Source organism: Cupriavidus sp. 8B, assembly GCF_054589115.1.
This window is the reverse complement of sequence record NZ_BAAILO010000317.1, coordinates 27,927-52,565: the sequence shown is the minus strand read 5'-3', so window position 1 is coordinate 52,565 and position 24,639 is coordinate 27,927. Positions and strand designations below refer to the sequence as shown.

The 24,639-nt window shown below is 66.3% G+C and carries 22 protein-coding genes; 12 read left to right on the top strand and 10 right to left on the bottom strand.

The genetic code is table 11. The features are described 5' to 3' along the window. Window positions 1–179: 179 nt before the first annotated feature. From ACYP5B_RS31395 to ACYP5B_RS31370, 6 genes are all read right to left on the bottom strand, one after another. Entirely contained in the window at window positions 180–1,790 is a 1,611-nt protein-coding gene (locus ACYP5B_RS31395) for an ABC-F family ATPase (RefSeq protein WP_267603185.1), read from the bottom strand. Window positions 1,791–2,019: 229 nt separating this feature from the next. Then, complete coding sequence (gene ldcA / locus ACYP5B_RS31390) at window positions 2,020–2,994, bottom strand: muramoyltetrapeptide carboxypeptidase (RefSeq protein WP_400093064.1); 975 nt, start codon at window positions 2,992–2,994, stop codon at window positions 2,020–2,022. Continuing rightward, a complete protein-coding gene (gene tadA, locus ACYP5B_RS31385) occupies window positions 2,991–3,650 on the bottom strand; it encodes a tRNA adenosine(34) deaminase TadA (protein WP_440938341.1) in 660 nt (219 codons plus the stop codon). The genes ldcA and tadA overlap by 4 nt, the downstream gene beginning before the upstream one ends. Window positions 3,651–3,673: 23 nt before the next feature. Then, window positions 3,674–4,150, bottom strand: a complete 477-nt coding sequence (queD, locus tag ACYP5B_RS31380) for a 6-carboxytetrahydropterin synthase QueD (protein ID WP_267603190.1) — start codon at window positions 4,148–4,150, stop codon at window positions 3,674–3,676. A 67-nt stretch (window positions 4,151–4,217) separates the two neighbouring features. Continuing rightward, window positions 4,218–4,865: a 7-carboxy-7-deazaguanine synthase gene (queE, locus tag ACYP5B_RS31375; RefSeq protein WP_267603191.1), complete on the bottom strand. Its 648-nt coding sequence runs from the start codon at window positions 4,863–4,865 to the stop codon at window positions 4,218–4,220. A 327-nt stretch (window positions 4,866–5,192) separates the two neighbouring features. Then, window positions 5,193–6,098 carry a LysR substrate-binding domain-containing protein gene (locus tag ACYP5B_RS31370; RefSeq protein WP_459572265.1) on the bottom strand — a complete coding sequence of 302 codons (906 nt, stop codon included), beginning with the start codon at window positions 6,096–6,098 and terminating at the stop codon, window positions 5,193–5,195. Between the two features lie 214 nt (window positions 6,099–6,312). On the opposite strand from ACYP5B_RS31370, the gene ACYP5B_RS31365 reads away from it, so the two are divergent. Then, window positions 6,313–7,515, top strand: coding sequence for an MFS transporter (locus ACYP5B_RS31365; protein WP_459572264.1), 1,203 nt, complete (start codon window positions 6,313–6,315; stop codon window positions 7,513–7,515). A 31-nt stretch (window positions 7,516–7,546) separates the two neighbouring features. Here ACYP5B_RS31365 and ACYP5B_RS31360 read toward each other — a convergent pair whose 3' ends face one another. Together ACYP5B_RS31360 and ACYP5B_RS31355 are read right to left on the bottom strand one after the other, a co-directional pair. Further along, window positions 7,547–7,906, bottom strand: coding sequence for a hypothetical protein (locus ACYP5B_RS31360; protein ID WP_459572263.1), 360 nt, complete (start codon window positions 7,904–7,906; stop codon window positions 7,547–7,549). A gap of 354 nt (window positions 7,907–8,260) precedes the next feature. Next, entirely contained in the window at window positions 8,261–8,947 is a 687-nt protein-coding gene (locus ACYP5B_RS31355; protein WP_459572262.1) for a GntR family transcriptional regulator, read from the bottom strand. A 326-nt stretch (window positions 8,948–9,273) separates the two neighbouring features. Between ACYP5B_RS31355 and pdxA the strand changes: the two genes are divergently transcribed. The 5 genes from pdxA (at window position 9,274) to ACYP5B_RS31330 (ending at window position 15,736) form a co-directional block, all read left to right on the top strand. After that, on the top strand, window positions 9,274–11,718 hold the full coding sequence (pdxA, locus tag ACYP5B_RS31350) for a 4-hydroxythreonine-4-phosphate dehydrogenase PdxA (protein WP_459572261.1): 2,445 nt from the start codon (window positions 9,274–9,276) through the stop codon (window positions 11,716–11,718). 68 nt (window positions 11,719–11,786) lie between these two features. Beyond that, on the top strand, window positions 11,787–12,767 hold the full coding sequence (locus ACYP5B_RS31345) for a Bug family tripartite tricarboxylate transporter substrate binding protein (protein WP_459572260.1): 981 nt from the start codon (window positions 11,787–11,789) through the stop codon (window positions 12,765–12,767). Window positions 12,768–12,828: 61 nt separating this feature from the next. After that, window positions 12,829–13,596, top strand: coding sequence for an HpcH/HpaI aldolase family protein (locus tag ACYP5B_RS31340; RefSeq protein WP_318236564.1), 768 nt, complete (start codon window positions 12,829–12,831; stop codon window positions 13,594–13,596). A gap of 50 nt (window positions 13,597–13,646) precedes the next feature. Beyond that, a complete protein-coding gene (locus tag ACYP5B_RS31335) occupies window positions 13,647–14,705 on the top strand; it encodes an aldo/keto reductase (RefSeq protein ID WP_459572259.1) in 1,059 nt (352 codons plus the stop codon). A gap of 41 nt (window positions 14,706–14,746) precedes the next feature. Then, entirely contained in the window at window positions 14,747–15,736 is a 990-nt protein-coding gene (locus ACYP5B_RS31330) for a Bug family tripartite tricarboxylate transporter substrate binding protein (protein ID WP_459572258.1), read from the top strand. 43 nt (window positions 15,737–15,779) lie between these two features. Here the strand turns inward: ACYP5B_RS31330 and ACYP5B_RS31325 are convergent, their stop codons facing one another. Both ACYP5B_RS31325 and ACYP5B_RS31320 read right to left on the bottom strand, forming a co-directional pair. Then, window positions 15,780–16,943 (bottom strand): OpgC domain-containing protein, encoded by a 1,164-nt coding sequence (locus ACYP5B_RS31325; RefSeq protein ID WP_459572257.1) that lies wholly within the window; start codon window positions 16,941–16,943, stop codon window positions 15,780–15,782. Between the two features lie 382 nt (window positions 16,944–17,325). Then, the gene (locus tag ACYP5B_RS31320) at window positions 17,326–18,249 is read right to left on the bottom strand and encodes a LysR substrate-binding domain-containing protein (protein ID WP_459572256.1); all 924 of its coding nucleotides are present in this window, start codon (window positions 18,247–18,249) and stop codon (window positions 17,326–17,328) included. Between the two features lie 107 nt (window positions 18,250–18,356). On the opposite strand from ACYP5B_RS31320, the gene ACYP5B_RS31315 reads away from it, so the two are divergent. The 6 genes from ACYP5B_RS31315 to ACYP5B_RS31290 all read left to right on the top strand — a co-directional run bounded on the left by ACYP5B_RS31315 (window position 18,357) and on the right by ACYP5B_RS31290 (window position 24,440). Further along, a complete protein-coding gene (locus ACYP5B_RS31315; RefSeq protein WP_459572255.1) occupies window positions 18,357–18,605 on the top strand; it encodes a hypothetical protein in 249 nt (82 codons plus the stop codon). Window positions 18,606–18,620: 15 nt separating this feature from the next. Next, window positions 18,621–19,475: a crotonase/enoyl-CoA hydratase family protein gene (locus tag ACYP5B_RS31310; RefSeq protein ID WP_459572254.1), complete on the top strand. Its 855-nt coding sequence runs from the start codon at window positions 18,621–18,623 to the stop codon at window positions 19,473–19,475. Window positions 19,476–19,652: 177 nt separating this feature from the next. Further along, window positions 19,653–20,951: a tricarballylate/proton symporter TcuC gene (tcuC, locus tag ACYP5B_RS31305; RefSeq protein ID WP_459572253.1), complete on the top strand. Its 1,299-nt coding sequence runs from the start codon at window positions 19,653–19,655 to the stop codon at window positions 20,949–20,951. A 251-nt stretch (window positions 20,952–21,202) separates the two neighbouring features. Continuing rightward, on the top strand, window positions 21,203–22,756 hold the full coding sequence (locus tag ACYP5B_RS31300; RefSeq protein WP_459572252.1) for a class I adenylate-forming enzyme family protein: 1,554 nt from the start codon (window positions 21,203–21,205) through the stop codon (window positions 22,754–22,756). A gap of 105 nt (window positions 22,757–22,861) precedes the next feature. After that, window positions 22,862–24,028 carry a thiolase domain-containing protein gene (locus ACYP5B_RS31295; RefSeq protein WP_459572251.1) on the top strand — a complete coding sequence of 389 codons (1,167 nt, stop codon included), beginning with the start codon at window positions 22,862–22,864 and terminating at the stop codon, window positions 24,026–24,028. A 4-nt stretch (window positions 24,029–24,032) separates the two neighbouring features. Next, entirely contained in the window at window positions 24,033–24,440 is a 408-nt protein-coding gene (locus ACYP5B_RS31290; RefSeq protein ID WP_318236574.1) for a Zn-ribbon domain-containing OB-fold protein, read from the top strand. The last annotated feature ends 199 nt before the right edge of the window (window positions 24,441–24,639 follow it).

Genomic DNA, 24,639 nt, shown 5'->3' with positions numbered 1-24,639 from the left:
CCCCCCGGGAGTCCCTACGAAGTGGACGTCCTCACGCTGTGCGAGCGCCCGCCCTCTCCCCCGACCCCTCTCCCACAAGTGGGAGAGGGGAGCAAACCGGATGGTTCGCAACTTTGTCAGCAGTCCCAAGAGCAGCGCTTGGCGGCCCTTCTTGTTTGCCCGAGGCTTTTTTTTACTGCTTAGTCGTCGATGCCTTGCGATTCCAGGTACTCGTCGTACGTACCCAGGTAGTCGGTCAGCGTGCCGTCGTTGCGCACTTCGATCACGCGCGTGGCCAGGCCACTGACGAAGATCCGGTCGTGCGAGACGAAGATCAGCGTGCCGGCGTATTTGTCGAGCGCGATCTGCAGCGATTCGATGGATTCCATGTCCATGTGGTTGGTCGGCTCGTCGAGCGCCATCACATTGTGCCGGCCCAGCATCAGCTTGCCCCAGATCATGCGGCCCTTTTCGCCCCCGGACAGCACCTTGACGGACTTCTTGATGTCGTCGGCGGAGAACAGCAGGCGGCCCATCGTGCCGCGCAGCGACTGGTCGTCGTCGCCGGCCTGGGTCCACTGGCTCATCCAGTCGATCAGGTCGCGGTCGACCGGGAATTCCTCGAAGGTGTCCTGCGGCATATAGCCGACATTGGCGTTCTCGGCCCACTTGATGGTGCCGCGATCGACTTCCACGCCGCCCTTGACGGTGCTGCCCAGCAGGCTGCGCAGCAAGGTGGTCTTGCCGGCGCCGTTCTCGCCGATGATGGCCACGCGCTCGCCGGCCTGGATCGCGATCGACAGGTTGTTGATGACCTTGCGATCGTAGGTCTTGGTCACGCCCTCGGCTTCCACGGCCAGGTTGTGCAGCTTCTTGTCGAACTCGAAGCGGATGAACGGATTCTGGCGCGACGACGGCTTGATGTCCTCGACCTTGATCTTGTCGATCTGCTTCAGGCGCGACGTGGCCTGGCGGGCCTTGGACTTGTTGGCCGAGAAGCGGCGCACGAAGTCCTGCAGCTCGCCGATGCGCTCCTTGGCGCGCGTATTGGCCGCCACCTGGCGCTCGCGAGCCTGCATGGAGGCTTCCATGTAGTCGTCGTAGTTGCCCGGGTAGACCTTGAGCGTGCCGTAGTCCATGTCGGCCATGTGCGTGCACACGGAGTTCAGGAAGTGGCGATCGTGGGAAATGATGATCATGGTGGAATTGCGCTCGTTGAGCACGTGTTCCAGCCAGCGGATCGTATTGATGTCGAGGTTATTGGTCGGCTCGTCGAGCAGCAGCACGTCCGGGTTCGAGAACAGGGCCTGCGCCAGCAGCACGCGCAGCTTCCAGCCCGGCGCCACGTTGCTCATGGTGCCCTGGTGCTGGTCGGTGGGAATGCCCACGCCCAGCAGCAGCTCGCCGGCGCGCGCTTCGGCCGTGTAGCCGTCGTACTCGGCATACTTGGCCTCCAGCTCGGCGGCCTTCATGTAGTCTTCGTCGGTGGCTTCCGGGTTGGCGTAGATCGCATCGCGCTCGGCGGCGGCGGCCCACAGCTCGGTATGGCCCATCATGACCACGTCCAGCACGCGCATGTCTTCATAGGCGAACTGGTCCTGGCGCAACTTGCCCAGGCGCACGCCCGGCTCCAGCATGACGGTGCCGGCGGATTGCTCGAGATCCCCGCCGAGGATCTTCATGAAGGTGGACTTGCCACAGCCGTTCGCGCCGATCAAGCCGTAGCGGTTGCCCTCGCCGAACTTGACCGAGATATTCTCGAACAACGGCTTGGGGCCGAACTGCATGGTGATGTTTGCGGTAGAAAGCACGTCTGGGACCTTGTATGGATGATGAGGCGCGGGACTTGCCGCGCTTGCCTCGGGCTGCCGCCTGCCAAGGGCTGTGCAAAATGCGATTCGCTTGGCTTCTTTGGCAACGGGGGCGGCATAAAGCCAGGCATGGTGACCTGGCGGCGCGTTGGCGCGGGACCCGGGCAGGGAAATCGGGAAACAACCCGCGATTTTACCACTGGCGGGCAAAGGAACGAAGCGATAAGCCTCAGATGTGGGCGCAAGCCGCCGCTTTCAACACCGGGTAGCCCGACAGCGACAGGGAAAACCCATCCGCACGTGCGCTCAACTGCGCCTGCCCGCCCACCGGCAGGGTCAGCTTGCGCGGGCAATGACCGAACGGCAGGCCGGTGAGGACCGGCACCGACAGGCGCGCCTGCATGTACGCCACCACTGCAGGCAGGTCATAGCCGTTGTCGTAGTCGGTCACGCGGTAATTGGAAAAGTCGCCCAGCAGGATCGCGCGCTGCGCGCCAAGCACGCCGGCCTGGTCCAGCTGCAGCAGCATGCGCTCGACCCGGTACGGCGGCTCGTTGACGTCTTCCAGGAACAGGATGCCGCCCTCTACGGCCGGCATGAATGGCGTGCCCAGCAAGCTGCACAGCATCGCCATGTTGCCGCCCCACAGCGTGCCCGACAACGAGCCGGTAAAAGGCTGGCCGCCGGCCTGCGGCGCATCCACGTCGATGGTGTACGCCGGATCGCGCAGCACGCCGTTGAAGTGCTGCCACATGAAGGGATCGACCACGTCCGCGCCAAAATCCGCCAGCAGCATCGGGCCGGCAAAGGTGACGCCGCCGGTGGCCGCCAGGTACGCTAGCTGGAAGGCCGTGAAATCGCTATGGCCGACAATCGGCGTCTGGCTGGCGCGCGCCTGCTCGGCGATGCGGGCGAAGTCCACCTGCTCCAGCAGCCGCGCAATGCCGTAACCGCCGCGCACCGCCAGCGTCAGCTCGTGCGCCGCGCCGGTGCCGATGGCGTGCAGGTCGGCCAGCCGCTCCGCATCGCTGCCGCCAAAGCGCAAATAGCGGCGCGCCAGCACATCCGGGTTGCCGACATGAAAGCCCTGCCCCTTGAGCCAGGCGCAGCCGCGCGCGGCGATGGCGACGTCATGCGGATAGCCGGAAGACGCGATCAGGCGGACCTCGGTGGCTGGCGTGGGCGTGGTCGTGGGCTGGCTCATGCGTCGGAGTTCTGGCTTGGGTCGGTGTCGATGGAGGCTGCGGGTGCGGCAGCGTCGCAATGGGCGCAGGCAGGCGCATCGCTTGCCCCCGCAGTCTGGGCGGCTTCTTGCGCCGCTGCTTTCTGTGCGGCCTTCTGGGCCCGGCGCCTGCCGCCAAAGAAATCCTTCAGCATGCGCGAGCACTCGTCGGCCATCACGCCGCCGGCAATGGTGGTCTGGTGATTGAGCTGCGCCTGCTCGAACAGGTTGAGCACGCTGCCCGCGGCGCCGGTCTTGGGGTCGGTGGCGCCAAACACCACGTGACGAATCCGCGCGTGCAGGATCGCGCCGCTGCACATCACGCAAGGTTCCAGCGTCACATAGAGCTCGCATTCCGGCATGCGGTAGTTGCCGATCACGCGCGCAGCGGCGCGCAGCGCCTGCATTTCAGCATGAGCGGAAGGATCGACCGAGCGGATCGGCAGGTTGTGGCCGCGCGCGATGATGGTGTCGTTCCACACCACGACCGCGCCCACCGGGACTTCGCCGGCGGCTTCGGCCAGGCGCGCTTCGTCCAGCGCGGCCTGCATATAGCGGCGCTCGCGCTCCAGCGCAGGATCCATGGAAGGATCCGGGCTTTCCAGGCTTGCCTCGGGCGGGAGGGTCGGCGCGGTCATCGCGGCTGCATCATCCCGGCGGGTCAGTCCTGCGCCGGCAGGCTGAAGGCGGCGCTGACCTCGGCCCAGCAGTTCGGGGTCTCGAACAGCACCAGGCGGGTGAGCTGCAACTGGTGGCCAAAGCAATCCTTGAACACCGGGGCGAGCATGTCGAAGGCGATCTGCGCCAGGTTCTCCACGGTCGGGATGGCATCGAGCACCACCGTCTTGTGCCCGTCCATGGTCTGCAGGAAGTTCAGCAGCGCGGTATCGCCGCGGTAGATCAGGAAGGCGTGGTCCCACTTGGACACCAGGTGTTCTGTGGCCAGCGCCTTGATGTCGCTGAAGTCCAGGATCATGCCCTCGTCCGAGGCGCCGGCGCGATGCAGCACCTCGCCCGACAGCGTCAGGTCCAGGCGATAGCGATGGCCATGGATGTTGCGGCACTGGCCGCCATGGTTGGGGATGCGGTGGCCGGAGTCGAACTCCAGCCGGCGGGTAATGGAAACTTGCTTGTTCATGTGGACCAGTGGGTGCCGAGGTGTGCCGGTGCGTACCGGCGCGATTTGCACGATTTGCGCGATTTGCCTACCGGATGCCGAGCAGCTTGTGGGTCTGCAGCGAAAGGCGCCACAGCGGACGGCGCTGGCAGAACTCCACCGCCAGCGCGGTATTTTGCCGTGCCAGCGGGCCATCCATGGCCTGCACCAGGAAATAGCGGAAATCAAGGCGCTCGTATGCGGCGAAATCCTGGCCATCCTGCGGGATCACCACCTTGAGCTCGTCGCCGCGCGTGACCACCAGCTCGGCGCCCATCTTGGGGCTCACGCAAACCCAGTCGATGCCGTCCGGCACCGGCAACGTGCCATTGGTTTCGATGGCGATCTCGAAGCCGCGCGCATGCAGCGCGTCGATCAGGGGCGCATCCAGCTGCAGCAGCGGCTCGCCGCCCGTGCAGACCACCAGCGGGCGCCCGGCGGCGCTGCTCTCCACGCCTTGCGGCCACTGGGCCGCCACCTTGTCGGCGAGCGCCTCGGCGGTGCGGTACTTGCCGCCCTCGGTGCCGTCGGTGCCAACGAAGTCGGTGTCGCAGAACTGGCAGACCGCGCCGGCACGGTCTTCCTCGCGCCCGCTCCAGAGATTGCATCCGGAGAAGCGGCAGAACACGGCTGCGCGGCCCGCGTTGGCGCCTTCGCCCTGCAGTGTGTAGAAGATTTCCTTGACGGCGTAAGTCATGCTGGCTGGTAAAGCTGTAGTAGCTCTTGTAGGTGGTGCTGTGGGTGGTGCGGTGATGCAGTCATCATGCGGCGCGGCATGCCGGCCTGGCCATGAGGCGGCCAGCGCAGACAGGCCTCGGGCCGGTACACGGCGCGCGGCGAATGCCGGGCGGGCAACTCGCGACGAATGGCAACTTAATGGCCGCGACTTGATGGCCAAAAAACAGCGCAAAAACCTGCGGCCAACTCGCTATTTTCGCACAGGAGTGCAATCCGCTCCAGCCGCCTCCTTGATTTCCCCTATTGCCAAGGCCCAGCCCAAGCGCTGGCCTTGGCCCGCGCCGGCCTAAAGTTGTGCCCAGGCCGCCTCGCGCAGCTTCCCCCCGACAAAATCCAGGAAGCTCGCGATGCGCGCTGAAAGCTGGGTGTTGAGGTAGTAGACCGCGTTGATCGACTGCCGTTCGTCGATGGTGTGCCCCATCAGCACCTGCACCAGGTCGCCTCGGCGCCGGTCCGCATCCGTCATGAAGTCCGACAAGCAGACCAGGCCCTCGCCCGCCAGCGCTAGTTGGCGCAGGGTTTCGCCGCTCGATGCCGACAGATGCGGCGCGATCTGCACCTCTTCGCCCACGGCGCCGCGCAAGGGCCAGCGATTGAGCGATTCGGGCTGGGTGAAGCCGATCAGGCTGTGGCCGGCAAGGTCCGCCACGCTTTCTGGCCGGCCCCGCGCCTTGAGATAGGCGGGGCTGGCCAGCACGCGCACGCGGCTGCTGGCCAGCGGGCGGGCATGCAGGGTGGAGTCCCGCAGCGTGCCGATGCGGATCGCGACGTCGGTGCGATGCTCGAGCAGGTCGATGATCTGATCGTTGGTATTGAGCTCCAGTTCGATTTCCGGATACGCCCGGCGGAATTCACCGATCAGCGGCACGATCACATGCAGCATGAAGGGTGACGCCGCATTCACCCGCAGCCGCCCCGCCGGCCGCTGGCGGCGCACGGCCATCTGCTCCTCCGCCAGTTCCACCGAGGCCAGGATGGCGCGCGCGTGGGCCAGCAGCGCGTCGCCCTCCTCGCTCAGCGCCAGCCGGCGCGTGGTCCGGTGCAGCAAGGTGGTGCCCACCTTGTCTTCCAGGCGGCTGAGCGCGCGGCTGATGCCGGAGACGGTCTGCCCCAGTTGCTCGGCCGCGGCTGTGATGGAGCCGCTGTCCACCACGGTGGCGAAGGCCTGCAGTTCTTCGAGTGTGATCTTCATTGTTGAATATTAAGCAAACACTCATTGGAAATCACCCTACATTCTGCAATAAAGCCTGGCCGACTACTTGAGCGCCACGCCGGCGTGAACGGCCAGGCACCCGAGCCGTTCTTGAATATTTATCAAGTATCTTATCCAGATACCCCACTTAATCCGCAAGAAAGACAGCGGCAAACTGCGCCCATTCCATTACCGGACGCACCTGGAGCCCACCATGCCCATTGCCCTGTTCGCGCTGACCATCAGCGCGTTTGCCATCGGGACCACCGAATTCGTCATCGTCGGCCTGATCCCCACCATCGCCGCCGATCTCCACATCACCCTGCCCTCGGCCGGCCTGCTGGTCAGCCTCTATGCGCTCGGCGTGGCCATCGGCGCCCCCGTGCTGACCGCCCTCACCGGCCGCCTGCCGCGCAAGGCGCTGCTGCTGTCGCTGATGGCCCTGTTCACGCTGGGCAACCTGCTGGCCTGGAAGGCGCCGGGCTATGAATCGCTGATCCTGGCGCGCATCCTGACCGGCCTGGCTCACGGCGTGTTCTTCTCGATCGGCTCCACCATCGCCACCAGCCTGGTGCCGAAGGAAAAGGCCGCCAGCGCCATCGCCATCATGTTCACCGGCCTGACCGTGGCGCTCGTCACCGGCGTGCCGCTGGGCACCTTTATCGGCCAGCATTTCGGCTGGCGCGAGACCTTCCTCGCGGTATCGGCGCTCGGCCTGGTCGCCTTTGTCGGCAGCCTGATGTTTGTCCCGGCCAATATCCGCCACAGCGCCCCTGCCTCGTTGCTGCAACAGGCCAAGGTGCTGGCCGAGCCGCGCCTGCTGCTGGTCTACGCCAAGACCGCGATCGGCTACGGCGGCTCGTTCATTCCCTTCACCTTCCTCGCACCCATCCTGCAAGACGTCTCGGGCTTCAGCGCCGGCGCGGTCGGGCTGGTCATGCTGGTGTACGGCGTATCGGTCGCCGCGGGCAACATCTGGGGCGGCCGCCTGGCCGATCGCCACGGCCCCATCGCCGCGCTCAAGATCGTGTTCCTGCTGCTGTCCTTCGTGCTGTTCGCGCTGAGCTTCACCGCACCGCACCGCTGGCTGGTGGTAGCGACCGTGCTGGCCTGGGGCGCGGTCGCCTTCGGCAATGTGCCGGCGCTGCAGGTCTATGTGGTCAAGCAGGCGGAGCGCTATACGCCGGGCGCCGTCGATGTGGCATCGGGCCTGAATATCGCCGCCTTCAACCTGGGGATTGCCGGTGCAGCCTGGGCCGGCGGCCTGATCGTGACCCACATGGGCCTGATGCATACGCCGTGGATTGGCGCGCTGGTGGTGCTGGTGGCGCTGGGCCTGACCGCATGGAGCGGCCGCCTGGACAGGCTTGAAGCGCAACCCACGGCTGGTGGCAAGCTAGCCGCTGGCGGGGCCTGAGCCCTCATCGCTAGCCTCAGGCCGGCCGGGATCACGACTTTGCCCGTACGTAGCCCGCCCCGATGCCAAGCCCGCCCATCCAGGAACCCACCGCCAGCCCGATATTGATGACCGACGTATGCACGGTATTGACCAGCGGACCGGGATGGGCGGCCCGCATGGCGCGGGCCGCCATCGCCGGGTTCATTGGCACGCCGGCCAGGCCGATCAGGATCAGTCCGGCCACGCTGACGACCTTGTTGTCGGCAAAGCCCGCAAAAACGGCCAGGGTGATCGCCAGAACAATCAGGCCGCCCAGCAGGATGGGCATCGTGTACCTGTCGGCAAATCGCCTCACGATGGCGTTGCCGACCACGTTGGCGATGCCATAGACAACCAGCAAAGCGGGCACGGCGCCGGCCGAAAAGCCCGCCAGCTCCGTGAGCGCCCGCCCTCTCCCCCGGCCCCTCTCCCACTGCGTGGGAGAGGGGAGCAAACCAGCGGCAAAGTCAAAGCACCACTCGGTGTAGCCGTGATTTCCGCCCCCAGGCGGCAATCACCAAAGCGCGATGCGAAGCGAGCCGTGAAGGTTTGAATCTCCCGTTATGGGGCGCCTTCTTTGCCTACTTTCTTGGCGAGACAAGAAAGTAGGTCGCCTCCCCGCAGGGGAGGTGAAACTGCCTTTGACTCTAAGCTTTTGACGTTAAGCAGTTGAATTTGCCGTGGGGCAGCGCAGATGGTGAACATGAACCGGCGTTGCGAAACCCTACAACGGAAACCGCTGCATGTAATACGCCTGCCACTCATGCAGATGCTCCTGCATGGCGCGGCTGGCGGCGTCGCCGTCGCGCGCGGCCAGTGCGTCGAGGATCTTGCGGTGTTCGGCCAGCGCCTGCGGAATCAGCTCGGCGCGCATGCGCAGCTGGTTCAGGCCGTGGTGCAGCAGGCGGTAGCGCAGGATGTCCTCGCGCAGGCGCTTGCTGCCGCAGGCGTCTGCGATGGCCAGGTGGAAGTTGTCGTCGAAATCGGCCCAGCGGACCAGCGCCTCGGTGTCGTCGACGCTGGCGGCGGCGCCCGCACCCATGGCGTCGGCAGCGTCGGACAGCGCCTTGAGCGTGACGCGGTCCAGTTGCGCGGCGGCGATGCGGGCCGCCTCGCTCTCCAGCAGCTTGCGCATATCGAACACCTCGCGGATATCTTCGCGCGAGAAGCGCGCCACCACCGGGCGCCGGTTCGCCTCCTGGGTGATGAGCCCATCCTTGACCAGTTCGCGAATCGCCGTGTGCACCGGCGTGCGGCTAACGCCGAGCTCCTGCGCGAGCCGGATCTCGTTGACCACCTCCCCCGGCTTTAGCTGCCCGCTAATGATGGCCGACAACATGGCCTGGTAGACCCGTTGCGAAAGCGGCTGGTCGTCCTGGTCCGGCGGGAGTGCTGGCAATTCCTGTGGCATCTCTGCGATCGGCATCTCTGGTGTGAAGACGGCCCGGCATTGCCGCCCTTTGCGGGCGGTTTGACCGAGGTGGCGAAAGCATTATGCAGCAAAGGCCAATGTCTGCGCATTTTTCGTCAACTGAATGCCAATCCAAATAATTGCATGCATTTATTGAATTTGGCGTGTAGTATTGCCTGCATACCGAGATTTGCCGCGCTGAAACAGCAAGTAGAGTGAAGTTAAGGACACATTTCACTTGGATATGGCAAACCAGCAAGCGAAAAGGCCGGGCGGAGGAGACGCCATCCCCGATGCCTTCCCCTTGATTCATCACTCCCAGACCCATGCCAACAGTCGTGCTCCCACCGAGGTTCGCCGCCGTGCGCATCGTTGCCGACGATCTTTCCGGCGCGTGCGACAGCGTGGCGGCGTTCGCCGGCCATGGCAGCGGCGAGGTGCGGATGCGCGCGGAAAGTGCGGGTGCCCGTGCAGCTTATGGGGCAAGGGAGGGGCGGATCCAGGCGCTCGATGCCCACTCGCGGGCACGCCCCGCCGCCGAGGCCGCGCAGGTGTTCGCCCAGGCCTTTGCCGAAGGGTTCGGTCCGCGCGCGCAAGAAGACGCAGCGGCAACGGACTGCCTGCATTTCCACAAGCTCGATTCCACGCTGCGCGGCCATATCGGCGCCGAGCTGATAGCGGCGCGCAACGCCGTTGGGGCCGCTGGCCCGACCTGGGTCTGCCCGGCGTTTCCGGCGCAGGGCCGGACGCTGCGCGAGGGCCAGGCTTACCTGGATGGCAAACCGCTGTCAGGCACTGCGCTGTGGTCCACGCTAGGCCTCGCCAGCGATCACCTGCCGACGCTGCTCCGTGCTGCCGGCTTGCGGGTCAATGTGCTGGCGCTGCCGGCTTTGCGGGCACTGGTCAATGGCGGTGCTGCCCCGCTTGGCCTGGATAGCGCATGCGACGCACTCGTGTGCGATGCGCAAACCGACGACGACCTCTCTCTGCTGGCCACGCTGATCGCATCCCGGCCCGGGCCCGTGCTGGCCGCTGGCTCCGCCGGCCTCGCGCGGCAACTGGCCGCGCATGTGGCTACGGCGCCCGCAGAATCAAACCGCGACACCACCCACGCAGCCGGGGCGACGGCGTCGGCAACCACTGGCCGGCTCGCGGTCATCGGCAGCATGTCCGCGCTGGCCGCCGAGCAGGTCCAGGCGCTGGCCGCCACCTGCCTGCCGGTGCCCTGCTCGCCGCGCATGCTGGTTGACGGCGCGGCATCCGCCGCCTGGCTCGCGCGGCGCCAGCGAGTCGCTGACGCGCTGGCGCTCGGCCACGATGTGGTGATCCACGTCGAAGGCCCGGCCGACCCGGCATTGGACGGCAGCGCCCTGTGCGCCGCGCTGGCCCGCTTTGCCGCCCCGATGGCGCAGGCGGCGGCGGGGCTGGTGCTGTCCGGTGGCGAAAGCGCGCGCGCCGTGCTGGAGACGCTGGGCGTAAGCCAACTCACCAACGTGCGCGCACTGGTGCCCGGCGTGACCAGCGCCCGCGCGCAGCTGCGCAACGCCGCAGGCCCTGCAGGCTTCGGTCACGACAGCAAGACGGTGCCGGTCTGCATCAAGGCCGGCGCCTTTGGCCAGCGCGACACGCTGCTGGCCTGCATGGCGCACCTGCGCCAGACCACCGCGCCGGCGTCTGCTGCCGATGCCATGCGCGCCAGCCCCACTCATCCGGAGCAGGCCAGCCCTGCCAACACCCGCCTCAGCGAGCTCCCCATGTACCGACCGAGAATTGCCATCACCATGGGCGACGCCGCCGGCGTCGGCCCCGAGATCATCGTCAAGTGCCTGGCCGACGGCACGCTCTATGCGCAATGCCGGCCCTTCGTGGTGGGCGACGCCGCGCGCCTGGAAGACGCCTTGCGCCGCACCCGCACCGCGCTGCGCATCGCACGGGTGACGGATCCCGACGAGGCCACGTTCGAGCCCGGCACCCTTGCCTGCATCGACCTTGCGCTGATCCCTGCCGACACGCCTTACGGCAAGGTCTCTGCCATCTGCGGCGATGCCGCCTACCGCTATATCGCGCGCGCCGTCGAGTTCGTGCAGGCCGGCAAGGTCGATGCGATCTGCACCGCGCCGCTGAACAAGGAAGCCCTGCACCTGGGCGGCCACCGCTACCCCGGCCACACCGAGATGCTGGCCGCGCTCACGGGCACCGAGGAGGTCTCGATGATGCTGCTGGCGCCGAACCTGCGCGTGATCCATGTCACCACGCACATCGGCATCCTGGATGCGGTCGAGAAAATCAACGCCGGACTGGTCGAGCGCACCATCGCGCGCGGCGTGCAGGCCTTGCAAAAGAGCGGCATCGCCCAGCCGCGCGTGGCGGTGTGCGGCATCAACCCGCACGCCGGCGAAAACGGCCTGTTCGGGCGCGGCGAGGAAGCCGAGAAAATCGCCCCCGCCGTGGCTGCCTGCCGTGCGCGCGGATGGCTGGTGGATGGCCCGCTGCCGGCCGACACCCTCTTCTACCGCGCCACCCGCGGCGACTTCGACCTGGTGGTGGCGATGTATCACGACCAGGGCCACGGCCCGGTCAAGGTGCTGGGGCTGGAAGCCGGCGTCAACGTGACCATCGGCTTGCCGGCGGTGCGCACCTCGGTGGACCACGGCACCGCGTTCGACATTGCCGGCAAGGGCGTGGCCGATCCGCGCAGCATGACGGAAGCCATGTTGCAGGCGATTGCGATGGCGCCAAAGCCGGACGCAGGGACAGTGCAAGCAGCCTGATCCAGCTTGCCCGGAAAACAACCAGGAAAACAACCAGAACAACAACCAGAACAACAAAGGAGACAACCATGCTGCGCAAATGGATCACCCTGCTGATGGCCGCGACGCTCACCGCGCTGGCGCTGCCGGCCAGCGCCAGCGCCCCCCCGGCCTGGCCGCAGCGCCCGGTGCGCGTGGTGGTGCCCTATGGGCCGGGTGGTGCCTCCGACGTGCTGGCCCGCCTGCTCGGCAGCAAGCTGCAGGAAGTCTGGAAGCAGCCGGTGGTGGTCGAGAACCGCACCGGAGCCGGCGGCAATATCGGCACCGACAATGTCGCCAAGAGCGCGCCCGATGGCTACACCCTGCTGCTGGGCGACCTGTCCAACTTCGTGATCGCGCCGGTGGCCTACAGGAACCTGCCGTATGACGTGATCAAGGATTTCAGCGCGGTGGTCACGCTGACCTACTCGCCCTACATGTTGCTGGTATCGCCGCAGACCAAGGCGAACTCCCTCAAGGAACTGGTGGACTACGCCCGCGCCCATCCGGGCAAGCTCAACTGGGCCACCACCGGCATCGGCAGTGGCCCCCACCTGGCCGGCCTGCAGTTCGCCCGCAAGCTCGGCATCGACTGGCTCTACCTGCCCAACAAGGGCGGCGCGCAGGCCAATCTGGACGTGATGGGCGGCCAGGCCGACCTGATGTTCAACAGCATGGTGGCCAGCGCCTCGTACGTGCGCGGCGGCAAGCTGCGCGTGCTGGCCTTCACCAGCCGCGAGCGCAACCCCGAGTGGCCCAACGTGCCAACGGTGGCGGAAGCCGTGCCTGGCTTCACCGCCGGCGGCTGGCAAGGCATGCTCGCGCCCGCCGGCACCCCGCCCGAGGTGATCCGCAAGATCAACGCCGACGTGGTGCGCATCCTGCAGCAGCCCGAAATCCGCCAGCGCCTGGCGCAGCTCGGCGCGGAGCCCGTAGGCAATACGCCCGAAGCCACGCAGGCGTTTGTCCGCGAAGAGAAAACACGCTGGGCCGACCTGATCCGCGAGAGCGGCCTGAAGCTGGACATGTAAGCACACCAGCACACCAGCACACAGCCGAACCTTCAAACAACCGACCCCTCGGAGACTTTCCATGCAACTTCCCGTCAACGCCTTCAAGCAGGCCATCCTCGCCGACCAGCCGCAGATTGGCCTGTGGTGTTCGCTGTCTTCCTACCAGGTGGTGGAACTGGTGGCGCGCTCGCAGTTCGACTGGCTGCTGCTCGATATGGAGCATGCCCCCAACGACATCTCCACCCTGCACACGCAACTGATGGCCACCGAAGGCACCAAGAGCCATCCCGTGGTGCGCCCGCCCTGGAACGACATGCTGTGGATCAAGCGGTGCCTGGATATCGGCGCGCAATCGCTGCTGCTGCCCTATGTGCAAAACGCCGAGGAAGCCGCCAACGCCGTGGCGTGGAGCCGTTTTCCCAAGGGCGGCATGCGCGGCGTGGCCAGCGGCACGCGTGCCGGCGGCTTTGGCCGCATCAAGGATTTTCTGCATAACGTGCAGGAGCAGACCTGCGTGCTGGTGCAGCTCGAGTCGATGGAGGCGATCCGCAACGTCGACGCGATCTGCGCGCTCGACGGCGTGGACGGCGTGTTTATCGGCCCGAGCGATCTCTCAGCCGACATGAACCACCTGGGCGACATCCAGCACCCCGAGGTGCAGGAAACCATCGCCGCCACGATCCGCCGCATCCGCGCCAACGGCAAGGCCGCGGGCATTCTCACCACCGAAGCGCAGGGCCAGCAGTACATCGACATGGGCGCGCGCTTTGTCGCGGTGGGTACCGACATGACCCTGCTGCGCCTGGCGACCGACGCGCTGGCGGCGCGCTTCAAGCAGCCGCAATAAGAGCCGCTACAAGCCGGCACCGCATTTACTTCTCTCCTGGAAGATTCGAGATGTCTGACTTCAAGATGCAATACCGGCGCCTGGGCGCCAGCAACCTGCAGGTTTCCGCCCTGTGCCTGGGCACCATGATGTTTGGCGACCAGACCGATGAGGCCGAGGCCGGCCGCATCGTCGACAGCGCCCGCGCGCATGGCGTCAATTTCATCGACACCGCCGACATGTACAGCCTGGGCGGCTCGGAAACGATGGTGGGCAAGCTGCTGGCGGGCGACCGCCATGACTGGATCCTGGCCAGCAAGCTGGGCAACCCGATGCAGGCCGCCCCAAACCACTCGCACTACTCGCGCGTGTGGATCGTGCGCGCCGTGGAAGACAGCCTGCGCCGCCTGGCCACCGACTACCTTGACATCCTCTACCTGCACCGCGACTACGCCGGCGAGAACCTCGAAGAAGCGGTGCGCGCCATGGGCGACCTGATCCGCGCCGGCAAGATCCGCTACTGGGCCGTGTCGAACTTCCGCGGCTGGCGCATCGCGGAGATCGCGCGCCTGTGCGACTTGCTCAATGTGCCCCGCCCGGCGGTCTGCCAGCCCTACTACAACCTGCTCAACCGCATGCCCGAAGTGGAGATCCTGCCGGCCTGCCAGCATTTCGGGCTGGGCGTGGTGTCGTACAGCCCCATCGCGCGTGGCGTGCTGACCGGCAAGTACCTGCCCGGCCAGCAACCGCCGCAGGACTCGCGCGCCGGCCGCGCGGACCGCCGCATGATGGAGACCGAGTTCCGCGAGGAGTCGCTGGTGATTGCGCAGACGCTGAAGCAGCATGCCGAAGCGCGCGACCTCAAGCTGGGCCAGTTCGCCACCGCCTGGGTGCTCGCCAACCCCATCATCAGCTCGGTGATTGCCGGGCCGCGCACGCTGGCCCAGTTCGAGGACTACTTCGGTGCCGTGGGCGTGGCGATCTCGCCGGAGGAAGAAGCCATGGTCGACGCATTGGTGCGCCCCGGCCATGCGTCCACGCCGGGCTACAGCGATCCCAGCTATCCGCTCACGGGGCGGCCGGTTGCAGCCTTGGAAGGCTGGGTCAATCAGGCACTGGCTAAAGCATAAAGACAGACCTAACCCACCCCGGCAACGGGGGAGGAGACAAGATGATTGCAAGACGATTTCCCGCATTGGCGGTAGCCGCGCTGGCCATGGCCGCGACCGCCCTCGCTTTGGTATCGACCACTGCCCACGCCGACGACTACCCCAGCCGCCCGATCAAGCTGATCGTGCCCTTCCCGCCCGGTGGCGGCAACGACAACGTGGCGCGCCCGATTGCGCAGAAGCTATCCGACGCGCTCGGCCAGCAGGTGATCATCGACAATCGCCCCGGCGCCGGCACCATGATCGGCGCCGAAGCGGCGGCCCATTCCGCGCCGGACGGCTATACGCTGTTCCTGGGGTCAATTGCCTCGCACGCGATCAGCCCCAACCTGTATGCGCGAGTGCCCTACGACCCGATCAAGGATTTCGAGCCGGTGTCGCTGCTGGCCTCGGCGCCGACCTTGCTGGTAGTCAACACGCATACGCCCTACAAGACCCTCAAGGATGTGCTGGTGGCGGCCAAGGCCAACCCGGGCAAGCTGACCTACGGCTCCGCCGGCAGCGGCACGCCGCCACACCTGTCAGGCGAGATCTTTCGCAGCCAGGCCAGTATCGACTTGCTTCACGTGCCCTACAAGGGAGGCTCGGGGCTGTTGCCTGATGTGATGGCCGGCCGGGTGGACATGATCTTCGACACCGCCGCGTCCTCCATGCCCCACGTGCGCAGCGGCAGCCTGCGCGCTATCGCCATAGCCCGCGCCACGCGGCAGCCGGACCTGCCGGATGTGCCCACCTTTGCCGAACAAGGCTTTCCCAAGTTCCAGACCTCGGGCTGGTACGGCATCCTGGCGCCCGCCAAGACGCCCAAGCCAGTGATCGACAAACTCTACGCCGCGCTGCAGAAGGCCATGGTGCAGCCGGAGGTGACCAGCCGGCTGAAGACGCTCGGGGTGGATCCCATCGTCAGTACCCCGCAGGAGTTCGGGACCTTTATCCGCGCGGAGCTGGAGAAATACAAGCAGGTTATCCGGCAGGCGGATATCAAGGAATGACGGCGTGATCGCATAAAGCGAAAGACATGCGAGCGAAGGCTGCCTAAGCGGCAGCCTTTTGCACTTCCATTCTCCCTTCCTTACGCCCTGCCTTGCGTCCTTCCTTGCGCCGCCCATACCACCCGCCGATCACCAGCAACAGCGCCACGGCCACGATATCGCCGCCCAGCGCGATCGGCCGCGGCGGCCGGCCGCCGGCAATGCCGTAGGTAAAGCCCTCGATCACCACCGACACCACCGCGCCAAAGACAAAGCAGAACAAGCTATGGCGGCCAATCTGCACCACCGGCCCCATCACCGACGCCAGCCGCGCCACCCAGCCCGCGCGCACGGCCAGATAGCAAAGCCAGGCCAGCCCGAGGAAGCTCACGATGCGCAGCGCCGCCAGGCTCTTCTTGGGCAGCGGGAAGACCATGGTCGGCAGCCAGGCGGGCAGCCATGGCTCGTACATATGCGGACGCATCCACAGGTAAGCCAGCAGCACGCCTGCCAGCGTCACCGCCACGGCGAGCACCGTCACCACCCAGCGCACCAAGGCCTGGCGCGGCAGGATCATATCGGGCCGCAGGCGCGTCACCAGGCCCAGCCCGAACAGCAATTGCCACGCGAAGGGGTTGAAGCTCCAGCCATTGCCATCGCTGCTGGGCAGCAGCGGCGTGAGCATCGGCGCCATCAGCCACAGCAGCCCGCTGGCGCCGACAAACGTCAGAGGCACCGCGCGCGCCATGCGGATCGCCAGCGGCGCAAACAGGATGAAGACCGCATACATCGGCAACACGTCCGATACAAAAGGCTGCCGCGCCACGCTGAACACCTCGATCAGCGTGCTGAACGGATGCGCCATGAAGATCGGCGCCTCCGTGGAGCGGATCGCCGGCGCCGGCACCCTCGCCAGCGCCAGCAGCAGGCCGAACACCAGCATCAGCACGCCCGTCAGCACGAACGCCTTGTAGATCTCCCAGCTACGGCGGATCAGGCGGTTCTGCGCGGCGCTGGCGCCATGCCGGGCCTCCATGGCCACGTAGGCCGCGCCGGCAGAGTAACCGGCCAGGAACACAAAGATCTCCGCCGCATCGAAGAACGCGAAATTGCGGATGGTGTAATCGGCCAGCACGCTGCCGTTCACGTGGTCAACCACAATGAAGATCAGCGCGATGCCGCGAATCAGGTCAACCTCAGTTCTGCGCTGGGTTTCTGTTGTAGACAAAAGCAACTCCTGCAAATCCCGCTAATCCGGCTGCCCCGACAAAGCGCCCGGATGTCTCCGAAGCCACGTATAAGTGGCCTGTGCATTGTTCAATGTGTGTAATTCCGCACCCAGGGGCGGGCGAGCTGGCGCCCGGCATGCAGCCGGCGCACCTTGGCTTTGTCCCGGATTTCCTGAAAAAGTGCAATGAGGCACACTCGCGGGCCGAAAACGGCAAAACGCCCGGTGGCGCGGCGCCCCGGGCGTGATGATACGGCATATTGGGGATTACCCTAGGGCAAGGTTCCAGGGACTGGTAAGGAAGAAGCAAGCGGGCCGCATTGCGCGGCCCGGGTCAGCTAACGCTTGGCGACGGGTCAAATATCGCGACCTGCGCATCCCCTCACCCAATCACCTCCCCCGCCAACTCCATCTCCAGCCAGGCCCGGAACCGTTCCACCCCGGGCCGCACCACGCTGGAAGCCACAATCTGGTAAGTCGGCCCCTGCGCCACATGCTCCGGCAGCACCACCTGCAACTGCCCGCTCTTGAGCATCGGCAGCACCATGGGCGTGCGCCCGATCGCAATGCCCGCCTGCTGCGCGGCGGCATTGAGCACGTGCGCGTACTGCGAGAAGTAAAGGCAAGGCTGCTTGGACGAGCGCATCAGCCCAAGACGCTGATACCACTGTGTCCATGACATCCAGTCAAAGCGGGCGCCGGGATCATGGAACACCAGCAGCGGCGTATCGAGTATCTGCCGGGCTTCTGTAATGCGCGCAGCCACGGCCGGCGCGGCGACCAGCATCAGGCGTTCCTGCAGCAGCGGGCGGGGATCGTCAGGGCCCACCGGGTGCGTGCTGAGCCGGATGGCGAGGTCGATGCCGTCGCGCTCCAGGTTGACCATGGGCTCGGACGCGTCGATGCGCACGTCGATGCCGGGCTCGGCGGCCTGGAAGCGGGCGAGCTTGGGCACCAGCCAGAGCGATGCGAAGGATGGCGTGGTGGTGACGGCGATGGAGATCCGGTCAACGGCGAGCAGGCTGTCGATCGCGGCACCGAGCTGGCCGATCGACAGGCGCGCCGCCTCGTAGAGCTGGCGGCCTTCCGGGGTCAGGCTCAGGCCTTTGCCGCCGCGCCGGAAGAGCGTGGCACCGAGCACGTCTTCCAGGCTCTTGACCTGCTTGCTCACTGCGGACTGGGTGATGCAGAGTTCTTCGGCTGCGGTGGTGAAGCTGAGGTGGCGCGCGGCGGATTCGAAGCCGCGCAGGGCTTCGAGCGACATGGCGCGCAGCGCATTGGTGGAGGCTCGGCTCAGGATCGACATGACGGCCAGGCATACCCTTCATGAAAAAGCTTCCGGGCGGCGCTGGCTGTTCCCGGCAAGAATGCAAGCACCGTTGCAGAGATTGGCGGGCTAGCCAGGAAGCTATCGTGAGCACAAGACAAGGCAACTGGATCCTCGGCCCGGATCCGCTGCGGATCCCGCTCGGATTGGGATCTTACCTGATCTGCGTAGAGGGCATCGTGTGGCTCACGCAGCAGTCGGCAGCGCTGGATGTGGCTAGCCGCGACACGGTGCTGGCGAGCGGCGAATGCTTTTGCGCCCGGCAGGAGGCCGTGGTCTTTGTCTCCAGTTTTCGCGGCCGCTCGGCGCGCATCGCCGTTCGGCCGGTCGACTGACCGCACCGGCCAACCATGGAAACAAATCAGGACAACCAGGACCCGCTGAAGATGACCAACCTATCCGACATGATTAACGCAGACGACTTGGTGCAATACGAAGGACTCGGCCAGCACGCGCTGCTGGTGCTGAACCGCCCCAACAAGCTGAACGCCCTGAGCTACGCGTTGATCGACGCGCTGATGGCCAGGCTTGATGCCATCGAGGCAGATCCCGCCGTGCGCTGCGTGATCCTGACCGGCCGCGGCACGCGGGCCTTCAGCGCGGGCGCCGACATTGCCGGCTTCGCGCCTGACATCGCGGCCTCCCCGGAGCAGGCGCAGCGCCGCTTCCTGCTGCGGGGGCAAGCCATGACGCGACGCATCGAGACGTTTCCAAAGCCGGTCATCGCAGCGGTCAATGGCCTGGCCTTCGGCGGTGGCTGCGAGATCGTGGAGGCCTGCAGCCTGGCCATCGCGGCCGGGCATGCGGCCTTTGCCAAGCCCGAGATCAAGCTGGGCTTCCCGCCCACGTTTGGCGGCACGCAACGCCTGCCGCGCCATGTAGGCCGCAAGCGGGCAAACGAAATGATCCTCACCGGCGAGCCGATCGATGCCGACAGCGCGTTGCGGTTCGGCCTGGTCAACGAGGTGGTGAGCGCCGCCGACCTGCTGCCCGCCTGCCTGCGGCTGGGCGACCGGATCGCGCGGCATTCCGCGATCGCGGTCACCGCCTCGCTGCGCGCCGTCACCCGCGGCATCAACCTGCCCATCGACGAGGGGCTGGCGGTGGAGGCGATGCAGTTCATGATCGCCGCAGCCTCGCAAGACGCGCGGGAAGGCAGCAGCGCTTTTGTGGAAAAGCGCCCGGCCGTGTTTCGCGGCGTGTGAGTATCGGGCGAGGCGCCGGGGGCGTGTGCCAGGCGGCTCGCGCCTCGCCCATGCGGGGCTGGCGTTGGCGGCTTGCAAGACATATATTGACCAGCACAAGCGCGGCCGCGCACGGGCTAGCCGACCTTTCACGAAAGGCTGCGAATAGCCGGGACGGCGTGCCGAAGGAGACTGGCGATGCAAGCGGAACTGGCAGGCGCGGCAGTGCCTGGATCCTCAAGACTGGGCGCCGTCCTGCGCGTTACCAGCGGCAACTTCCTCGAACAGTTCGACTTCTTCCTGTTCGGTTTCTACGCCACCTACATCGCCCACACCTTCTTTCCGGCAAACAGCGAGTTCGCCTCGCTGATGCTGACCTTCGCCGTGTTCGGCGCGGGCTTCCTGATGCGCCCGCTCGGCGCGATCTTGCTGGGTGCCTACATCGACGAGGTGGGACGCCGCAAGGGCCTGATCGTGACGCTTTCGCTCATGGCCTGCGGAACCATCCTGATCGCCCTGGTGCCGGGCTATGCCAGCATCGGCATGGCGGCGCCGCTGCTGGTGCTGATCGGCCGGCTGCTGCAGGGCTTCTCGGCGGGCGCGGAGCTGGGCGGGGTGTCGGTCTACCTGGCCGAAATGGCCACGCCGGGCCATAAGGGCTTCTATACCGCCTGGCAGTCTGCCAGCCAGCAGATCGCCATCGTGGTAGCGGCCGGGCTCGGCTTTGGGCTGAACCGCTGGCTGACGGCCGACGAACTGGGCGCTTGGGGCTGGCGCATCCCGTTCTTTATCGGCTGCCTGATCGTGCCGTTCCTGTTCGTGCTGCGCCGTTCGCTGCGGGAGACCGAGGAGTTCCGTGCCCGCCGGCACCATCCGAGCACGCGCGAGGTATTCGACTCCATGCTGAGCAACTGGCGCACGGTGCTGGCCGGCATGCTGCTGGTGGCAATGACCACCACCACCTTCTACCTCATCACCGTCTACACCCCCACGTTCGGCAAGACGGTGCTCAAGCTCAGCACGACCAACAGCCTGGCCGTCACGCTATGCGTAGGCGTTTCCAACTTTATCTGGCTGCCCATTGGCGGCGCCCTGTCCGACCGCATTGGCCGCCGTCCCATCCTGCTGGCGATATCCACCATCGCGCTGGTCACCTCCTATCCCGCCCTGTCGTGGCTGGCGGGCGCGCCCAGCTTCGAGCGCATGCTGATCGTGCTGCTGTGGCTGTCCTACCTCTTCGGCATGTACAACGGGGCCATGGTGGTGTCCCTGACCGAGGTGATGCCGCTGGAGGTGCGCGTGGCCGGCTTCTCGCTGGCCTACAGCCTTGCCACCGCGGTGTTTGGCGGCTTTACGCCAGCGGTCTCGACCTACCTGATCGAGGTGACCGGCGACAAGGCCGCGCCGGGCTACTGGATGAGCTTTGCCGCGGCATGCGGGTTGCTGGCCACCCTCATCCTGTATCGCAAGGCGCGTCCCATGGCATCAGCATTTTGAGGTGCTCAAATAACCTATTACAGAGCATAGCGCCGCAAACATCACAAAATCACCTCCTTTGCCCTACAGATCTGCTTCACGTGTTCGGGCCATTTTGTGCGCCGCAACAACGATTCCCGGCAAGCCCCTCTTCCAAAAAGCCAAATTGTCGAACCCGGCACAAGGCGCGACACTCTCTGCGAGCGGCGGCAGTCAAGCCAGCGAGCCATGAGACACGCAAGCACATCCCCGAGAGCCGCAACGGCAGCCCTATGTCACAGACAAGCACTGACTTCACCCCCCTCGCCGCCCTCGTGGACGCACAAGCCGCGCTGCGGCCCCGGCATCCGGCCGTGGTACTGGACGAACGCAGCGTCGATTTCGCCAGCCTGAACCGGCTTGCCGACCGCGTTGCCGCCGCGCTGCAGCGCGACGGTGTGCCGGCGCAAGGCGCCGTCGCCATCTGTGCGGCCACCTCGATCGAATACGTCGCCGCCTTCCTCGGCAGCCTGCGGGCCGGCGTGGCGGTGGCGCCGCTGTCACCCTCGCTCAACCCGGAAACGCTGCGCGGCATGGTGCAGGACTCGGGGGCGCGCCGGCTCTTGATCGATGCCACCACGCGCCAGGCCCTGCAGGGGCTGGAAGCCGAGCTCGGCATTCCCTGCATCGCGCTGGACGACAGCCATGCAGGCGTTCCCTTCAGCCAGTGGCTGGCCCCCGAAAATACCCGGCCGGCTGCGGTCGACGTGCAGCCAGACTGGGCCTTCAACCTGATCTATTCATCCGGCACCACCGGCGTGCCCAAGGGCATCATCCAGCCGTTCGGCATGCGCTCGTCGCACGTGCGGCGCGCCACCCAGGGCGGCTATGGCCCGGACAGCGTGGCGCTGCTATCCACGCCGCTGTACTCCAACACCACGCTGGTCAGCCTGTTCCCCACCTTGTCGCTGGGCGGCACCGTGGTGCTGATGCGCAAGTTCGATGCCGGCCAGTACCTGGCGCTGGCCGCACGGCACCGCGTCACCCACACCATGCTGGTGCCCGTGCAATACCAGCGCATCCTGGCCCACCCGGACTTTGCCAGCACCGATCTGTCGTCGTTCCGCTATAAATTCTGCACCAGCGCGCCGTTTGCCGCCGCGCTCAAGGCGCAGGTGCTGGCGCGCTGGCCCGGCGCGCTGATCGAGTACTACGGCATGACCGAGGGCGGCGGGCGCTGCGAGCTGCGCGCGCACGAGCATCCGGACAAGCTGCACACAGTCGGGCGCCCCTCGCCGGACACCGATATGCGGCTGCTGGACGATCACGGGCGCGAGCTCCCGGCCGATGCACCGCGCGACACCCCGGGCGAGATCGTCGGGCATTCCCCCGCGATGATGTCCGGCTACCACAATCATCCCGAGAAGACCGCCGAGGCCGAGTGGTTCGACGCCACCGGCAAGCGCTTCATCCGCACCGGCGACGTTGGCTATTTCGATGCAGACGGCTTCCTGATCCTGATGGACCGCAAGAAGGACATGGTCATCTCGGGCGGCTTCAACATCTACCCGAGCGACATCGAAGCAGTGCTGCTCGGGCATCCCGACATCGCCGACGCGGCGGTGGTCGGCGTGCCCTCGGAGCGCTGGGGCGAAACGCCGGTCGCCTTCGTGGTGCTGCGGCCCGGCGTCACGACCGAAGCCGCCGCGCTGCTGGACTGGGTCAACGGCCGGCTCGAGAAAATGCAGCGCCTGGCCGCGCTGGAGCTATCGCAGGAACTACCGCGCAACGCCATCGGCAAGGTGCTCAAGCGGGACTTGCGCGACCAGTACGGACGCGCCGCCTGACGCTAGCGGCAACAAGCAAGAACGCAAGACATCGGTTATATCCATACTGGCTATATCCATAGGCATCACAGCACACCAAAGTACCCGGGACAACTAGGGAGACCCATGAGCATCAACGGCAAGGCATACATCGTCGGGGCCTACGAGCACCCGACCCGCAAGGCACCGGACAAGACCGTCGCGCAACTGCACGCCGAGTCCGCCAAGGGCGCGCTGGAAGACGCAGGCCTGACCCTGCAGGACGTGGATGGCTACTTTTGCGCGGGCGACGCGCCCGGCCTCGGCGCGCTCAATATGGTCGACTACCTCGGCCTGAAGGTGCGCCATGTCGACTCCACCGACACGGGCGGCTCGGCGTATATCGTCCACGTGTCGCACGCCGCACAGGCCATCGCCGCCGGCAAGTGCAATGTGGCACTGATCACGCTGGCGGGCCGGCCGCGTTCGGAAGGCTCGAGCGGCACGCAGGCGCGCAACTGGGGCGCCAACCTGCCCGACCAGCCGTTCGAAGCGCCCTTCAGCCCGGTGACCGTGAACCTGTACGCGATGGTGGCGATGCGCCATATGTTCCAGTACGGCACCACCGCCGAGCAGCTTGCCTGGATCAAGGTAGCGGCCTCGCACCATGCGCAGCACAATCCCCACGCCATGCTGCGCGATGTGGTGACGGTGGAAGACGTATTGAATTCGCCGATGATCTCGGATCCGCTGCGCAAGCTCGACTGCTGCGTGGTGTCCGACGGCGGCGGCGCGCTGATCGTGGCACGCCCCGAAATCGCCGCCAAGCTCAAGCGCCCCAAGGTGAAAATCCTCGGCGCCGGCGAAGCCGTCAAGGGCCAGCTCGGCGGCATGGTCGACCTGAGCTGGTCGGGCGCCGCCATCTCCGGCCCGATCGCGTTTGAAGAGGCCGGCATCCGCCCCTCGGATATCAAGTACGCCTCGATCTACGACAGCTTCACCATCACCGTGCTGATGCAGCTGGAAGACCTGGGCTTCTGCAAGAAGGGCGAAGGCGGCAAGTTCGTGGCCGACGGCAACCTGATCTCCGGCGTGGGCAAGCTGCCCTTCAACACCGACGGCGGTGGCCTGTGCAACAACCACCCGGCCAATCGCGGCGGCATCACCAAGGTGATCGAAGCCGTGCGCCAGCTGCGCGGCGAAGCCCATCCCGCCGTGCAGGTCAAGAACTGCGACCTGGCCCTGGCCCAGGGCACCGGCGGCTACCTCGGCTCGCGCCACGGCAGCGCCACTGTCATCCTGGAACGGGAGTAATAAGATGAGCACACCTTACACAGCCACTCCCCTCAAAGCCCCGCAGGTTGCGCCAGACAACACCGAGTTCTGGGAAGCCGCGCGCGCAGGCCGCCTGCTGGTCAAGCACTGCAAATCCTGCGGCAAGCCGCACTGGTATCCGCGCACGCTATGCCCGTTCTGCATGGGCGAGACCGAATGGAAGCAGGCCTCGGGACGGGGCACCATCTACTCGTTCAGCGTCACCCGCCGTGCGGGCCCCACGCCGTTTTGCATCGCCTATGTGGCGTTGGAAGAAGGCGTGACCATGATGACCAACATCGTGGATTGCGACCTGGATACCGTGCGTATCGGGCAGGCAGTGAAGCTGACCTTCACGCCGACCGAGGATGGGCCGCCGGTGCCGACCTTTACGCCGGTTAGCGCAGGCTAAGGCCGACGGGAGCGCGATGCATATCGCCTCTGCGAGCGCCCGCCCTCTCCCCCGGCCCCTCTCCCACAAGAGTGGGAGAGGGGAGCCAACCAGCGGCAATCAACCAATTGTGGTAGCCGTGTGAAGCGCCCGAAGGGCGGGCCACACCCCAGCGCGATGCGAAGCGAGCCGTCAAGGTTCACCTAGGCCGTATGGGGCG